This is a genomic window from Croceicoccus mobilis (assembly GCF_001661965.1).
In the GTDB taxonomy this organism is placed as follows: domain Bacteria; phylum Pseudomonadota; class Alphaproteobacteria; order Sphingomonadales; family Sphingomonadaceae; genus Croceicoccus; species Croceicoccus mobilis.
In genome coordinates this window covers 123649-138439 of record NZ_LYWZ01000020.1, presented here as the reverse complement: position 1 = coordinate 138439, position 14791 = coordinate 123649, and the positions used below count along the sequence as shown (strand labels likewise).

At 63.5% G+C, this 14791-nt stretch carries 22 protein-coding genes; 15 read left to right on the top strand and 7 right to left on the bottom strand.

Translation table 11 applies throughout. The features are described 5' to 3' along the window. Positions 1-19: 19 nt before the first annotated feature. The gene (locus tag A9D13_RS05785) at positions 20-304 is read right to left on the bottom strand and encodes a YciI family protein (protein WP_066771322.1); all 285 of its coding nucleotides are present in this window, start codon (positions 302-304) and stop codon (positions 20-22) included. Positions 305-318: 14 nt separating this feature from the next. Next, positions 319-945, bottom strand: a complete 627-nt coding sequence (gene hisB, locus A9D13_RS05780; RefSeq protein WP_066771319.1) for an imidazoleglycerol-phosphate dehydratase HisB — start codon at positions 943-945, stop codon at positions 319-321. Between the two features lie 209 nt (positions 946-1154). Here hisB and A9D13_RS05775 point away from each other — a divergent pair, with 209 nt between their 5' ends. From A9D13_RS05775 to gmk, 3 genes are all read left to right on the top strand, one after another. Further along, entirely contained in the window at positions 1155-1661 is a 507-nt protein-coding gene (locus A9D13_RS05775; RefSeq protein ID WP_066771313.1) for an SspB family protein, read from the top strand. Positions 1662-1708: 47 nt separating this feature from the next. Continuing rightward, entirely contained in the window at positions 1709-2086 is a 378-nt protein-coding gene (locus A9D13_RS05770) for a hypothetical protein (protein ID WP_066771310.1), read from the top strand. Between the two features lie 81 nt (positions 2087-2167). After that, on the top strand, positions 2168-2833 hold the full coding sequence (gene gmk / locus A9D13_RS05765; protein ID WP_066771308.1) for a guanylate kinase: 666 nt from the start codon (positions 2168-2170) through the stop codon (positions 2831-2833). Here gmk and A9D13_RS05760 read toward each other — a convergent pair. Beyond that, a complete protein-coding gene (locus tag A9D13_RS05760; protein ID WP_156521936.1) occupies positions 2830-5277 on the bottom strand; it encodes a S8 family peptidase in 2448 nt (815 codons plus the stop codon). The two genes, gmk and A9D13_RS05760, sit on opposite strands and share 4 nt — an antisense overlap. A gap of 339 nt (positions 5278-5616) precedes the next feature. Here A9D13_RS05760 and dapD point away from each other — a divergent pair, with 339 nt between their 5' ends. The 6 genes from dapD (at position 5617) to A9D13_RS05730 (ending at position 8397) form a co-directional block, all read left to right on the top strand. Next, on the top strand, positions 5617-6459 hold the full coding sequence (gene dapD / locus A9D13_RS05755) for a 2,3,4,5-tetrahydropyridine-2,6-dicarboxylate N-succinyltransferase (protein WP_066771306.1): 843 nt from the start codon (positions 5617-5619) through the stop codon (positions 6457-6459). Between the two features lie 150 nt (positions 6460-6609). Continuing rightward, the gene (locus A9D13_RS05750; RefSeq protein ID WP_066771304.1) at positions 6610-6951 is read left to right on the top strand and encodes a hypothetical protein; all 342 of its coding nucleotides are present in this window, start codon (positions 6610-6612) and stop codon (positions 6949-6951) included. A 4-nt stretch (positions 6952-6955) separates the two neighbouring features. Next, complete coding sequence (locus A9D13_RS05745; protein ID WP_066771301.1) at positions 6956-7186, top strand: hypervirulence associated TUDOR domain-containing protein; 231 nt, start codon at positions 6956-6958, stop codon at positions 7184-7186. Beyond that, positions 7186-7365: a DUF3008 family protein gene (locus tag A9D13_RS05740; protein ID WP_066771299.1), complete on the top strand. Its 180-nt coding sequence runs from the start codon at positions 7186-7188 to the stop codon at positions 7363-7365. Before A9D13_RS05745 ends, A9D13_RS05740 begins: the two co-directional genes overlap by 1 nt. Before the next feature lie 106 nt (positions 7366-7471). Continuing rightward, the gene (locus tag A9D13_RS05735; RefSeq protein ID WP_066771297.1) at positions 7472-7978 is read left to right on the top strand and encodes an ion channel; all 507 of its coding nucleotides are present in this window, start codon (positions 7472-7474) and stop codon (positions 7976-7978) included. Continuing rightward, complete coding sequence (locus A9D13_RS05730; protein ID WP_308420388.1) at positions 7975-8397, top strand: DoxX family protein; 423 nt, start codon at positions 7975-7977, stop codon at positions 8395-8397. Before A9D13_RS05735 ends, A9D13_RS05730 begins: the two co-directional genes overlap by 4 nt. A 63-nt stretch (positions 8398-8460) precedes the next feature. On the opposite strand, the gene A9D13_RS05725 is transcribed toward A9D13_RS05730, so the two are convergent. From A9D13_RS05725 to A9D13_RS05715, 3 genes are all read right to left on the bottom strand, one after another. Beyond that, complete coding sequence (locus tag A9D13_RS05725) at positions 8461-8712, bottom strand: SWIB/MDM2 domain-containing protein (RefSeq protein WP_066771295.1); 252 nt, start codon at positions 8710-8712, stop codon at positions 8461-8463. Positions 8713-8779: 67 nt separating this feature from the next. Beyond that, positions 8780-9412 carry a YbhB/YbcL family Raf kinase inhibitor-like protein gene (locus A9D13_RS05720; protein ID WP_066771292.1) on the bottom strand — a complete coding sequence of 211 codons (633 nt, stop codon included), beginning with the start codon at positions 9410-9412 and terminating at the stop codon, positions 8780-8782. A gap of 158 nt (positions 9413-9570) precedes the next feature. Further along, complete coding sequence (locus A9D13_RS05715) at positions 9571-10926, bottom strand: hypothetical protein (protein WP_156521935.1); 1356 nt, start codon at positions 10924-10926, stop codon at positions 9571-9573. Positions 10927-11141: 215 nt separating this feature from the next. Here A9D13_RS05715 and A9D13_RS05710 point away from each other — a divergent pair, with 215 nt between their 5' ends. Together A9D13_RS05710 and A9D13_RS05705 are read left to right on the top strand one after the other, a co-directional pair. Then, positions 11142-11744, top strand: a complete 603-nt coding sequence (locus tag A9D13_RS05710; protein ID WP_066771289.1) for a pyroglutamyl-peptidase I — start codon at positions 11142-11144, stop codon at positions 11742-11744. Between the two features lie 108 nt (positions 11745-11852). Beyond that, positions 11853-12074: a DUF2061 domain-containing protein gene (locus A9D13_RS05705; protein ID WP_066771288.1), complete on the top strand. Its 222-nt coding sequence runs from the start codon at positions 11853-11855 to the stop codon at positions 12072-12074. 94 nt (positions 12075-12168) lie between these two features. Here the strand turns inward: A9D13_RS05705 and A9D13_RS05700 are convergent, their stop codons facing one another. Continuing rightward, a complete protein-coding gene (locus A9D13_RS05700; RefSeq protein ID WP_172808112.1) occupies positions 12169-12528 on the bottom strand; it encodes a UrcA family protein in 360 nt (119 codons plus the stop codon). Between the two features lie 308 nt (positions 12529-12836). Between A9D13_RS05700 and A9D13_RS05695 the strand changes: the two genes are divergently transcribed. From A9D13_RS05695 to A9D13_RS05680, 4 genes are all read left to right on the top strand, one after another. Next, a complete protein-coding gene (locus A9D13_RS05695; RefSeq protein WP_172808111.1) occupies positions 12837-13364 on the top strand; it encodes a VOC family protein in 528 nt (175 codons plus the stop codon). A 73-nt stretch (positions 13365-13437) separates the two neighbouring features. After that, the gene (locus tag A9D13_RS05690; protein ID WP_066771280.1) at positions 13438-13746 is read left to right on the top strand and encodes an alkylphosphonate utilization protein; all 309 of its coding nucleotides are present in this window, start codon (positions 13438-13440) and stop codon (positions 13744-13746) included. Positions 13747-13819: 73 nt separating this feature from the next. Next, complete coding sequence (locus A9D13_RS05685; protein ID WP_066771277.1) at positions 13820-14245, top strand: OsmC family protein; 426 nt, start codon at positions 13820-13822, stop codon at positions 14243-14245. A gap of 75 nt (positions 14246-14320) precedes the next feature. Continuing rightward, positions 14321-14785: a YaiI/YqxD family protein gene (locus A9D13_RS05680; protein ID WP_066771276.1), complete on the top strand. Its 465-nt coding sequence runs from the start codon at positions 14321-14323 to the stop codon at positions 14783-14785. Positions 14786-14791: the final 6 nt, after the last annotated feature.

The window sequence follows — 14791 nt, the reverse complement described above, 5'->3', positions numbered from 1 at the left end:
CATCATTGCGACACCGTCATCATTGTGTCAGGCGCTCAAGACCTTCTGCGGCAAAGGTCGGCACGAATTCGATCACCTCGACCTCAGCCACCCCATTGGCGACAAAGGGATCGGTGCTGGCAAGCGCCTCGACCGCCGCGCGGTCGCCGTGCGCGAAGATCACGCCGCCTGTTCGCGGCACCTTGCGGCCCCATGCGATGAAATGCCCTGCCTCATGCCCGCGCTTCAACCAGCGGACATGCTCGTCCAGCAGGGCATCGACACCTTCCACCGGCGCGACATAGGTTAGGGAAATGATCAGCATGTCCGCCTGCTTCTTCAGACCTCGACCGTGCCGCTGCCCAGCATGCCCTTGGTAGAGGGGATCGCATCGCCCTTCCTCGGGTCGATCTCGGTCGCCTGACGCATCGAACGGGCAAACCCCTTGTAGATCGCCTCGATGATGTGGTGGTTGTTCTGGCCGTACAGCAGCTCGATATGAAGCGTGATGCCGGCGGCCTGCGCGATCGAATGGAACCAGTGCTCGAACAATTCGGTATCCATCTCGCCCAGACGCGGCTGCGAGAAACCGGCTTTCCAGACCAGATAGGGCCTGCCTGAAATATCGAGAGCCACGCGGGCCAAGGTCTCGTCCATCGGCGAAAACGCCAGACCATAGCGGGCGATGCCGCGCTTTTCGCCCAATGCCTTCGAAATCGCCTCGCCCAAAGCGATGGCGCTGTCTTCGACCGTGTGGTGCTGATCGACATGCAGGTCGCCCACGACCTTGAGCTTCACGTCGATCAGCGAATGGCGCGAGAACTGTTCGACCATGTGATCGAGGAAGCCGATCCCGGTCGAAATCTCATACGCGCCACTGCCGTCGAGGTCGACACTGACGTCGATCTCGGTCTCGTGCGTCTTGCGCTGCACCGTGCCGGTGCGCGAAAATCCTGCTTTGGCCATGCCGGGCGCTATAAACCCGTCCGCACAGCGTGCAAGAGGGTCAAAAGCGCCAATTTCGGGCGACGGCGCCCGACCCTGCCTCCTAAGCTGTGCAAAAAAGCATGGGCCTATCCACGGATTGCCGCCTTGCTGACACCAGTGCAGGTCCATTCGGCCTTGACCGGGGGGTAAGCTGCTGACAAGCCACTCCACATGACCGGAAGCATATCATGAGCGACGGGGCACCAGACAGCCTGATCCCCTATGACGAGATCGTGCAGGAAGCCCTGCGCGCCGTCGTTGGCCGTGTACTTGGCGAAGTGGAAGCGGCAGGCGGCATGCCGCCGGGCAGCCACCATTTCTACATTACCTTCAAGACCGGCGCCGCGGGCGTCGACATCCCTGCCGAACTGCGCGCTCGTTTTCCGGACGAGATGACGATCGTGCTGCAGAACAAGTTCTGGGACCTGTCGGTGGCCGACGACCATTTCTCGGTTGGGCTGTCGTTCAACCAGATCCCGGCAAAGCTGGTCATTCCCTTCTCCGCGATCACGGCCTTCGTCGATCCGGCAGTGGAATTCGGCCTGCAGTTCCAGGCGGTGAGCGAGGTCGAGGAGGCCGAGCCCCATGCCGAGCCGGAGAACGATTCGGAACAGGGCGCAGGAAACGGCGTTGGTTCGGAAGATGGCGATGACGGCTCAAACGTCGTGACCGTTGATTTCGGCAAGAAGAAATAACCCCGGCGGGTCCTTCCCGCTGAAGCGGACTAAAAAGAGGACCTCCAATGGCCAAGCGGCGCAGTGTCAAAAAGAAGTCGGGCGACAATATGGCGGGCATCAGCCCGAACCCGATGACCAATATCATCCTTGCCGACATCGCGCTTCGCGGCGTCAGCCGGGTCGCGCGCCGCCTGACCGAGCAAAAGCTGCTCAGCACCCGATACACCAAGGAAGAGGCAAAGAAGGTCGTCGATGGCCGCTCGCTCGCCTCGACCCTGATGGCTACCGCGGTCGCCCGCGTCGCGACACGGTCGGTGCCCGGCATGGTCGTCGTTGGCGGCGGCATGCTGGCAAAAGCGCTTTATGACCGCCGTCAGGGCCGCCGCGCCCGTGTCGAAGGGCGTGAGGAAGTGCGCAAGCGCATGGCCAACGCCGAGGAATAATCGCCACACCGGCGCAGTTTCCCACATGAGTCGCGGTACAGCGCGCTTGACCCGAATCCGCATCAGCGGCCATCAGCCCGCATGGCCGATCCCGTGACCACCGAAAACCCGACCCCGCTGGCTCGCCGCGGGCTGATGTTCATCCTCTCCTCGCCTTCGGGCGCGGGGAAGACGACCATTGCGCGCCGTCTGCTGCAATCAGATGCGGGGATCGCGCTTTCGGTTTCCGCCACCACCCGCCCGATCCGCCCCGGCGAAACCGACGGCAAGGACTATCATTTCGTCGAACGCGGCGAATTCGATGCCATGGTGGAAGATCACGCATTCCTCGAATGGGCGCATGTGTTCGGCAACAGCTATGGCACGCCCAAGGCGCAGATCTGGGCCGGGCTGAAGGCGGGCACCGATTTCCTGTTCGATATCGACTGGCAAGGCACGCAGCAGCTTTCGCAGCGCGCGCGTGAAGACGTCGTGCCGGTATTCATCCTGCCGCCCAGCATTGACGAGCTGCGCCGCCGCCTGATCGCGCGCGGCACCGATGACAAGAATGTGATCGAAGCGCGCATGGAACGCGCCCGTGCCGAGATCAGCCACTGGTCCGACTATGACTATGTCGTCGTCAACGACGATGTCGATCGCTGCTACGAACAGGTGCGCCGCATTCTGGAAGCCGAACGCCTGCGCCGCGAACGTCAGACCGGCCTTGTCAATTTCGTGCGCAAGATGACCGCGCCGGACGCTGTCTAGAAGTTCATGCCCCAGCGCAGCCCTGCCCCGTAATCGTCGGGCAGGCTGGCAACATGGCCCGGTTCGCGGCGGTGGAACAGGCTGGCCGCCATGCTCCCACCCCACAACGGGCCCTGCCATGAAACCTCGCTCGCGATCTCTCTCCCGCTGGGGGAGAGTGAGAGGGTTCGGCGCGCAAAGCCCGCGCTCTCGCTCGCGTAATCATAGCTGACTGGCAGGTTCATGGTAAGACCGCCCCCGCTCACCCGCAGGGGCTGCGAGACGCGGAACGCCAGCCGGTCGCCCGGCGTCAACACATTGCCGCGCACCGCATCCACACTCCACGCATTGCTGGCCATCATCGATTCGGATGCGACCAACCCGCCGCGGGCAGCGCGGGTGAAACCCTGCCGCCATGAAGCGCCGATGCGCCAGCCCGCCGCCGGTCGCCATGCGGCAGAGGCGTCAAGAAAGAGGCTGTCCGCTCCCCCGTCACCAGCCAATGCCTCGGCGAAACGCGCGCCCAGCATGGTGCCGTCCTCACTCAGCCACGAAATGCCCAGTCGGCCGGAGAAACTGCCGCGCTTCATATCGGCCGTGACGCCGAAGCGGGACAGGTAATCTTCACGCGGGGATACGCCGAGCAAGTCCTGATCGAATAGCGGTGTCCAAACCCGTCCGCTTTCGCCCGAGACGGTCAGGCCCCAGCCGCCCATGTCCTGCCGCAGTGCCATCGATCCGTCACGCATGGCGGCAAAGCCCATGTCGCTGCCTGCCTCGCTCGCCACCATGAAGGCGGCCCCTTCGCGGCCCTGCAATCCGGCCTCAAGCCCAGCGCTGCCTTGCCGGAAGCCGAAAGCGATGGCGGTTTCGGGCGATAGCCTTGCCGTGATGCGTGCCGCCAGCACGCGGGCGCTGTCGGCATCGGCCTCACTCAAATTCATGGGCGAGCCCGTCCCTGCGCCCATCCCTGCATCCGTGTCGGCGACAGAGAAGGACATGGCAATCGGACCCGTCTCGACATGGCGGGCGTGGCTTGACGCCATCAGCCCATGCGCGAAATCGCGGCGCCGGGCCGCGGCGCGCAGGCTGGTCGCAAGGTTGAGCGTATAAGCCCTGTCATAGCCGTCGAGCACGATGGCCCCCAGCGCCCCTTGCGCCCCGGCATCGCCCATGGCCGGACTTACCGAACCCGTGGCGGACGCCAGCGAAAGCACCGTTGTGCTGCCTGCCAGCGAAGTCGTCCCCTGCGGCGCGAATGCCGCCGCGATATCGAGCACGCCCGAACCGTAGACCTCGTCCGTCCCGCTCGCCCCCTTGTCGACGGCGGTGGTCAGCAGCAATTCCACGATCTCGGTCCCGGTCAGATTGGGAAACGCCTGTGCCAGCAGGGCAGCCGCGCCGGAAATCTGGGGCGCTGCAAAGCTGGTGCCGTTGACGACATAGACGTAATCCGTGCCGCCGATCGTCTCGGTATAAATCTCGCCGTCTTCATAGACGCAGCACACGTCCTCTCCCTGCGCGGCAAGGAAGGCGCTGCCATAATCGCCCGCCTTGTTGCTGAAACCCGATATCACGGCATTTTCGTCCACGGATCCGGCGATGATCAGATTGCCGGCAGCAGCCTGAAAAGCGCCGATCGCAAAGGGATCAGGGTTCGATGGGTCGAGCGTCAGGTCCGTGCTCTCTCCATCATTGCCCGCGGACACCACGATGACCGCGCCTGCCTGCGCCGCGGCGGCCAGCGCATTGCTAAGCTCCTGCGTCGGGAGCGATCCGCCCAGTGAGATATTGATCACCCGCGCGCCATTGGCGACGGCAAGGTTCACCCCTGTCGCAATGTCATGATCGTCGAAAGAGCAGCCCGTATCGGGATTGGCAGGATCATATCCGTCGCAGGTGCCGGGCGTATCGGTGCGATAGGCGATGATAGTCGCGTCATAGGCGATGCCCATCACGCCTTCGCCATTGCGCGCGGCGGCTGCGACCAGCGCCACCTGCGTACCATGGCCATCGATGGATTCTATGCTGCGCGATCCCGCGACATCGGCAGACGCCGTCGAGATGCGGCCAGCGAATTCCGGATTGTCGCTGTCGATCCCGGTATCGATTATGGCGATGGCAACGCCTTCCCCGGTCGCGCCTTCCTGCCATGCGGCGATCGCATTATGCAGGTCCGGCCCGTCGGAATCGCGATATTCCGCCGTGTCGAATTCGGCTGCCGGGATGATCGTCGGCGTCGGGGCCGGAGTCGGCGTCGGGCTGGGTGAAGGAGCGGGCGCGGGCGCAGGCGTCGATACCACCGTGCCGCCCGACCCGCCGCCACCGCATGCCGCCAGCGCCGATGCGCCGATCGCCGCAATCGCGCAGCGCGCAAAAAAAGCGTGGCGCAGCAACCGGCGCTGAGCGTGGCCGGGCCGCCGATGCGCCCAGTCGCCAACACTGCCGCCAAGGGTGGAATTCATGTCAGTCCCCATTTCGCGCCCCCTCCCCTGCGGTTCCGCCATTTTCCGGCGGGTCCCTGCCCGGCAGCGCGCATCCGTTTCCAAAGCGCGTATCCGGTTTCAAAGCCGTGGGCGCAGCAATTTCAAGCCGCCTACACGCGCTAAGTTCCCGATCATTTCGGGAAAATCCATGGCGTTAGCATTAATGCCGCGGCCCGTGCCCGAAATGGCACAGTCTTGCACCGCGCGCAGCAAACTTGCCGTAGGGGCGGCAAGGCGATAGGCGGGCGCGATCCTTTGGCGGGACTTGGCGGATTCTGCCGCCTTGCCTGCACTTCACCAGCCCCAGGAAGGCCTGTCATGACCACCCGTACCGATCTTATCGCCCGCATCGACGCCGCGTTCGAAGACCGCGCCAATGTCACCCCGGAAAGCAGCGACGTGCGCACCGATGTCGAGGCCGCGCTCGCCCTGCTTGATTCGGGTGAGGAACGCGTCGCCGAGAAGAAGGACGGCGAATGGGTCGTGAACCAGTGGCTCAAGAAGGCCGTGCTGCTCTCTTTCCGCCTGAATGATAACGAAATCGTGCCTTACGGCTCGGCTGGTGAAAGCGCCTATGACAAGGTCCCCTCGAAGTTTGCAGGGTGGAGCGATGGTCGCTTCATGGAAAACGGCTTTCGCGTGGTGCCGGGCGCTGTCGCGCGCCGCGGCAGCTTCATCGGCAAGGGCGTGGTGCTGATGCCCAGCTTCGTCAACATCGGCGCATTCGTCGATGAAGGCACGATGGTCGACACCTGGGCCACCGTCGGTTCGTGCGCGCAGATCGGCAAGAACGTCCATATTTCGGGCGGCGCAGGGATTGGCGGCGTTCTCGAACCGCTGCAGGCAGGCCCCGTCATCATTGAGGACGGTGCCTTCATCGGTGCCCGTTCGGAAGTTGCCGAAGGCGTGTTCGTGGGCGAAGGCGCGGTGCTGTCGATGGGTGTCTATCTCGGCGCATCGACCAAGATCATCGACCGCAACACCGGCGAAGTCCACATGGGCCGCGTGCCGCCCTATGCCGTCGTCGTGCCCGGTTCCATGCCCGGCAAGCCACTGCCCGACGGCACGCCCGGCCCCTCGCTCTATTGCGCGGTGATCGTCAAGACCGTCGACGCGCAGACGCGTTCGAAGACCGGCATCAACGAACTGCTGCGCCCCTGAATTGGGCCCACGGGCGGTAGCTGCCTGGCAGCAACTGGAACGAATTCGCGTCATTCCGCGTTTTCCCAAGGAATCACCCGCCTGTTCGCGATTGTTGCGAACGGGCGGAACCTGGGGTCGTGAAATACGCGAATTCGTAAAGGAACTGCCATGCAACGCCACGGAGAAGAAGTAGACCTCACCACCGATGAGGCACGCGGCGGATCGACCCCGCATATCGTCCGCTATATCCTGTTCATCAGCCTGTTTCTGGCCGCTCTGGCCATGACCATCGCATGGGTCACCGGGGCGCTGAGCTCCGACGAGCCGAGCGAAGATACCGTTGTATCCAACCAGTCCGTTCCCGCTGTCGACGGCTCTGCCGTGGGCGAGCAGCAGGCGGGCGGCTCGGATGTTTCGGGCGAGTTCACCTATGACGCCGAAACCGCCCCCGACACGCCCGGCCTGGAAGGTCTGACCGAGGAACCCGTGCGCACCACTGGCGCGGAGTAAGTCCATGGCCGCCAAGGACAAGAGCTTCCAGACGCGCCAGCATGTTCAGTGGAGCTGGGGCAATGGCACCGCCAAGGGGCAGGTGAAAGAGCGTTTCGAGGAAGAAGTCGAGCGCACGCTTCAAGGCTCGAAGATCAAGAAGAAGGGTAGCGAGGACAATCCTGCCTATCTGATCGAGCAGGAGGACGGCGACGAGGTGCTGAAGCTTGGCTCCGAGATCGAGGCGGCCAGCTGATGCCCGCCCAATCGAAAGCGCAGCAGCGTGCCGCCGGTGCTGCGCTCTCGGCCAAGCGCGGCGATACGAAGGTTTCGGACCTGCAGGGTGCATCGAAAGAAATGTACGACAGCATGAGCGAGGACGAGCTTGAGGACTACGCCTCCACCAGCCGCGAGGACCTGCCCGAGCACAAATAGGCGCGAAAGCTTGCCGATGCGCGCCCTTTCGCGCAAAGCCTGACGATAAGGCTGCGCGCGTTTTCGGCGTGCGCCATCGGCATCAGCAAGGGGGGGGAGCCGAGCGATGGTGGATCAACTGGCCGATGCGGCCTACTACCAATTGGGCAAGGAGTTGCTGGCCGCCACGTTACTGGCCACGGTGTGCATCGTCATTCATGGCCTCGGCCTCGCCTTCATCACCAAGCTGATCCGTCCGTCGGATGATCCCAACCGCGTTACCCACCTGCCGCCCGTGAGCATTCATGGCATATTGATCACCATCATGCTGGTGCTGACGCTCTTTGTCATCCACGGGGTGGAAATCTGGCTGTTCGCCCTGTTCTACCTCTTCGTCGACGCCCTGCCTGATCTGTCGTCAGCACTATATTTCTCGATCATCAGCTATTCCACCGTCGGCTATAACGATGCGCTGATCGATCCGATGTGGCGCAATGTCGGCGCGCTGGAGAGCATCTCGGGCGTGATCATGCTTGGCTGGTCGACGGCTTATTTCGTGCGCATACTGGGCCATATCGACTATAAGCGCGTCCGTTTTGGCCGCCGTCGCAGCCGCAGCGTGGACGAAACCTGATCCTGGCATCGCGCTCCGACAGCGGCGCAAAGCGCGTCGCCCGTGCGGCCCTGGCGCTGCTCTATGTGATCGCCGGGGTCATGCACCTCGTCAGCCCGGATATTTTCGTGAAAATCACGCCCGGCTGGGTGCCATGGCCGCAGCAGGTGATCCTTGCGACCGGTATGGCCGAACTGGCAGGCGCACTGGCGCTGGCGCAGCCATGGTCGCAAGGTCTGCGCCGGCTGGCGGGCGCGGCACTCGCGCTTTACGCGCTTTGCGTATTTCCGGCGAACATCCATCATTTCGCCATGGACATGGCGCGCCCCGATCATGGCTGGGGCCTTGCCTATCACCTCCCGCGAATGGCGTTGCAGCCCTTGCTGATCTGGCTCGCGCTGTGGAGCAGCGGCGCCCTGCCCATGCGAAAGCGCGGCTGAACCAGCGAAAACGGCGGGACGATGCTGATCGCACCGCCCCGCCGTTTCCGAATGATCAGTCGATCAGCCGAGGTGCTTCGACACCGCAGCGGTCATCTTGAACATCGAGATTTTCTCGGTGCCGATGACCTTGCCCAGCTTGGCGTCGGGCTCGATCATGCGCTTGTCGTCAGCGGCCTGCAGGTCGTGCTTCTTGATGTATTCCCAGACCTTCGCGGTCACTTCGCCGCGGGGCATCGGGCCCTTGCCGACGATCTCTTCCAGATCGGCCGAAACGGGCACGGGCTTGTTGATCGCATTGTTCTTGGCAGCCATTTTACATTCCTTTCATCGGAAAACACCGACGCCCCTTTTTCCGATTGGGCGTCGAAACCTTCAAAACTCAATCGAGATCATCATCGTCGTCATCGTCGGCGATATCGTCACCGGCCAGATCGTCCCATTCGTCATCGCTGCCGCCGCGTTCATAGGTGGCGGTGAGGATGGCAAGCGATACGACATGCCCCTCCATCGCCTTCAACAACGCACCGCGCCCTGCGCCGGGCGCAAGGTCGATCGGCGTATCGACGGCGAAAAGCTGGAAGACATAATCATGCGGCCCATGGCCCGTGGGCGGATCGGGCAACAGCCATTCGGAATTCTGATAGGAGTTCTTGCCGACCTTGGGCGGCACTTCGCCCTCCATCAGCTTGCCGCGCTGCGGGGCAAGGCCCCAGACCAGCCAGTGGCAGAACGGTTCGGGTGACGGGGCATCCGGGTCTTCGACGATCAGGACCAGTTCCGCAGCCTCTGCCGGGATATGGTTCCACTCGACCGGAGGCGCGACCGCATCCTCCTCGTCGGCGGTGAAACTCGGGTCCAGTTCCTCGCCGTTTTCAAACGCGGCAGAGGTAAGCTCCATGCCGCCGGCTGCCACGACACCCTCGGTGCCGAGCTTTACGGCAGCCAGCTTGCTGTGGCCCGCGCGCACATTGTGCAGCGCTTCGCCCAGCCATTCGGGTACGTGTTCAAGCATCTCATTCCTTTCGCGCGGCTATCTCTCCCTCCTTGAACAGAGGGCAACCGCGTGAGGTTCCAGACACTAGGCGAAGCACGAAGCGGCAGCCCCATGGAAGGGGGCCGCCGCCCGCTATCCCCAGTTGAGCGAGGGGTTTTGCGCCAAATGCCCGAAAATCAGGCCATTGCCGGGCTCGCGCCGCCGTGATTGATCGCGAAACCGCGATAGAAACGGGCGAAATCCAGGTTCGGATTCTCCTTCATGCGCTGCATCAGCGTCTGGAGAATCAGTCGCGCACGGCGCCTGCGGGCCTTTAACGAGTGAAACGGATTGGCCGCATCGGGCCGCGCCGAGGTCAGGCGATCAATGAGATTGCTGCGCCCCTCGGGCGTTTTGGCCTGCGCGATGGCATTGTCCGATACCGGCGCGGGGGTCGCTTCGACCGGAGCCGACGCGGCGTCTTGCGCGTGAACCGCTGGCTCCAACTCGGGTTCAGGTTCCGGCTTCGCCACCGTCCCCGTGGCGGGCCGGTTCATCGCCTTGGCGGCGGAATCGCTTTGGCGCATGTCGCCGAAGCTGACCGAACGCTTGACGACCGGGCCGCGCGGGCTGCGCGGATCGCGCACGCTGACAAGTCCGTCCGGCTTGCCGCGGCGGGCGACGGCATCGCTGGCCGAGCTGATCGCGGCAGCCACGGCAGGCGGGGCGGGTTCGGGGTTGCGGGCTGGCGCGCTCGGATCGGGTTCGGGCCGGGTACGGCGCAGCGGCATTTCGCGTGTCTCGGACACGCGCGGCGATACGGTCTTGCGGCGGCGCGAGGCAAGCAGCAGCAGCAATGCGATCAAGGCAATGCCCGCCGCGCCAGCCCCGGCCACGACCATCGGATCAACACCGCCATCGCGATCCTCCGCATTCTGAAGCGCGGGTGCGACGGGTTCCGCCATCGGGGCAGTGCCCGCGAGCAGCGGATCCGCAACGGACACGGCATTATCGTTGACGGATAGAGCCGTGTCGGCAGCAACCGCTTCGCCCGCGGACGCAGTTGAAGCCGATCTCGTCGCGCTACCGCCCGTCGAAGCCGGTACGGGTGCCGATGCAGGCGCGGCTGCAGGTGCTGGAGCGGGCGCAGAAACCGCCGGCTGGGACACAGGCTCGCCGGTAGCTTCGCTCGCGCCCGGCTGTTCAGCATCGGCAGTCTGCGCGATCTGCGGAACCACAATTGGCTCGGCCGCGGCTGCATCCGGTGTGGTTCCCTGCTGCGGCACCGCTTCGGGCACCACGATCTGCGGCGCGGGCTGAGAGATCGCGTCCATACTGGCGTTCGCCTCAGGCGGGGATGCACCTGCGGGATCGGTCTGCTGGATATCGGCCAGTGATGGCGAATCCGCAGGCTGATCCTGCACGGTGCCGGTCGGCACGCTCTGCGCGAGCACTGTCGAGGAGGACACTGGCGAGGAGGACAGGGCCAGTGCAGCGGCAATCGCGGCAGTGGCCGGGGCGGACTGTTTCAGCTTCGGGTTCATAGTTGCCATAAAACGGCCACATTCTGAACCTCGTTCCAACATGGTGCGCCAAATTCGGCGATCGGAGCAGAGCGAGCGGCAAGCCGAAACCCGCAGGTTCGAGCCGCTTTCCGAAAACTACTGAAATAATAGAAACGTGAAACAGGGTTTAATCCGGCGTTCACTTTTCCGCCGCATTTCTTCGGAAATCTGGCATTCCGGGCGATGCGCCACATATTGGACGTATGACAGCGTCCGAACTTCTCATCACCGGGTTTGAGCCCTTCCCCGGCGTTCCCGACAACCCGACGATGCGGCTGGTCCACTCGCTTGCCGAGGCCGGGGATGCCACGCTTCGCGGCGCGCGGACGCTGGTTCTGCCTACACGCTATGGACATGCGCCGGCAAGGCTGGCGCAGGCGCTGGAACCTGCACCGCGCGTCTTGATCATGACAGGTTACAGCCGTCAGGCGACCGGCCCCGTGATCGAGACACGGGCCAGCAACCGGTGCGCGGCGCTGGTCGATGCCGCGGGCGACTTGCCTACCTCGCCAGACGATGCGCTGCATCACCGCCCTGCCCCCTGCGACGCGCAAGCGCTGGAGAAGCGGCTTATGCGTGCAGGGCTGCGCGCCGAACTATCCGACGATGCGGGGGCCTATGTCTGCAACCATCTCTATTACAACGCGCTTGAGATGGTCGAGACGCGCAGCCTTCCGACCCGTGCGCTGTTCCTGCATCTTCCCGCGCTGGTCGGCACACCGCTGGCGAAGCACAGCGCAGGGGAAATGGCCCTGCACGAGATGCAGCAGGCGCTGGGAATCATCGCGGACGAATTGCTGCGCTAGGCGCGCAGGGTTTCATCATGCTTCCCGATTACTGAAAGCGACATTGCCCATTGGCAATTGCGACAGGTTCGCAATAACTGGGGTTCCTGAGAATACAGGACCCGTACCATGCCCCATGACCTTGCCAAGACCGCCAGCTTCCTTGCCCTGCACCTGATGGTGGGGTTTTCGGTCGCATATTTATTTACGGGCAGTCTGGCGCTCGCAGGCGGGATCGCGCTGGTCGAACCATGCGTGAATGCGGTGGTGTTCTTCTTCCACGAACGCGCATGGCGCGGGGAACTGCGCCTTGCCGCACTATTGCCGCATTCCCATCACGCAGCCGTGTAACGAGCCATTTAACGGGCCATGAGCCGAGCGGATGGGCAGAACGACGAAACCGCCGCCCTGCCCGTTCCGGTTCGACATGCTGGCCGGTTCAGCCTTATGTGCGGGCGGAAACCGCGATCTTGCCCGAATGCGCGCCAGCGGCAAGCTGCGCCATCGCACCGTTTTTCGCTTCAGCAACGCAGCTGCGCGCATCCGCCATCCGGTCGAGCTTTGACCCGCCATGGACATCGCACACGCGGCGCGCGGCCTTGTTGACGCGGATTTCCAGCGTATCGCGGTCATAGGCACGGGTCAGGTCGAGGTCCGCGACCTTGACCTCGATCGTGCGGACGTCGCGCGCGCCCTGCGACACGACGACTTCGCCAGCGACCGCGCTGGTAGCACCGACCGCGAACATGAATGCGCCGGTTAGCGCAAGGCGACCCACCATGCGGGCCGAGAGGGGGTTTGGCATTTTACTCTCCTGCATGTCCGCCCCGCATTCGTGTGCGCAGGCGTGACGCGATCGGCAAAATACCGATCGGACTGGAAATATAGGCACTAGTTCAAGGCAATACTATGCACAGCGCAGCAATTCGTGGCTGCGCTGCGGCAAATGGTGGCAAGGCAAGGATAAAGCAGATGTCGCACTTGGACCTCATCCCCCTCTCATCGTGGAACCGGACCGTCTCCCATTCGCTTTTGCAGCACTCTCCCCCAGATCGCTTCCGGCATGGCCGCTGGGTCACGAAAGCGGTCACAAACATGTCCAGAAGGAAACCCATGAGCATTTTTCGCGGCATCGAGCATATCGGCCTGACCGTTCCCGACATCGAACAGGCGGAGCGTTTCTTCGTCGAGGCGTTCGGCGCAGAAACGCTTTATTCGCTGGTGACGAAGAACGACACGCCGCAGCGCGCGTCCAACCTTATGCAGGTCAACGGGCTCCTGCCCGGCACCCAGGTCATATCGATGCGCATGATGCGGCTTGCCAATGGCCCCAATGTCGAATTGTTCGAAATCACCGATAATGGCGAAGGCCGCAAGGAAGCCGCCGGGGTCAATGATCGCGGCCTGCATCACTTCAGCATGTATGTCGACGATATAGAGGCGGCGAAGGATGCGTTCACCGCAGCGGGCGGCGTGATGACCCATGGCCCGGTCGACGGCTTCGGCCCGGAAGAAGGCGAAGGCAACCAGGTCTGGTTCGGCCGCTTTCCCTGGGGCACATGGCTCGAACTGATCACCCTGCCCGCAGGCGTGAAAAGCGAAGCGAGCCAGCCGCGCTGGTTTCCCGAAGCGAATAATTGATCCTGTCGATTGATCATCGCCGCCATCCCGGCCATGGCCCGCATCACTGATTAAACGGCTGGAGGTGCGGGCCATGGCGAATGACGACGAACATTACGTGTATGACGAGGAAAGAGGCGAATGGATGCCTGCTTCCGAACTGGCAGCAAAACAGGCCGCCGAAGGTAGCGTCGAGGTGCGCGACGCGGTGGGCAATCTGCTGGCCGATGGCGATCAGGTCACGCTGATCAAGGATTTGACGGTCAAAGGCGCGGGCCAGACCCTCAAGCAGGGCACCTTGATCAAGAGTATCCGCCTGACCGGCGACGCTCAGGAAATCGACTGCAAGTATCCGGGCATCAAGGGCCTCGTCCTGCGCGCGGAATTCGTCAAGAAACGCTGAGACGCGCGGAACTTCCCCTGCCCTTCGTGCGCTGGTTGATCGAGAACAACAATTGGCCACGAAGGACCAGACCATGACCGTTAACACCGCAACCGCCCGCTACGAAGGCCTTGGCAAGGAAGGCAAAGGGCATGTCGCCACCAAGTCGGGCGCATTGGACGCACCCTATGGCTTCATGACGCGTTTCGAAGACGCGCCCGGCACCAACCCCGAGGAAATGATCGCTGCCGCTCACGCCAGCTGCTTCACCATGGCCACCAGCTTTGCGCTGGCCAAGGCCGGGCACGAGGACGGCACGCTGGAAACGAGCTGCGATGTCACGCTGGAAAAGGACGGCGACGGCTTCAAGGTGTCGAAAAGCGCACTGACGCTGAAGGGCAAGGTCCCCGGCCTCGACAAGGCGAAGTTCGAGGAACTGGCCGCCGGCGCCAAGGAAGGCTGCCCGATTTCGAAGCTGCTCGATTGCGAGATCACGCTGGAGACCGAGTTCGAAGGCTGAACCGTGCATCTGTCCCGGCCCTTTCAATGGGGCCGGGATGGCCTGCACCGGCGCAGGGGTGTAGGCGATGACATCATGACTACCGCGACCCCCGTCACCATACTCGTCGATGCCGATGCTTGCCCTGTAAAGGACGAGATCTACCGCGTTGCCGCCCGCTATCGGGCGCAGGTGCGCATCGTCAGCAATTCCCCGTTCCGCATCCCCGACGATCCGCGCGTGCAGCGCATAGTGGTCGATGACGGCTTCGATGCCGCCGACGACTGGATCGCCGAAAACGCCGGTCCGAAAACCGTGGTCATCACCGCCGATATCCTGCTGGCCGACCGCTGCCTCAAGTCCGGTGCACGAGTCCTTGCCCACAACGGCAAGCCGTTTGACAAGGCCAGCATCGGCAGCGCCATTGCCGTGCGCGCAATCATGGCGGATCTGCGGTCGGGCATGGATGGCCCCGGCGGCGGCCCGCCCCCGTTCAGCAAGGCGGACAGGTCACGCTTCCTGCAGGCACTGGACCGCGAGATGGTGAAACTGAGCCGATAGAACCAG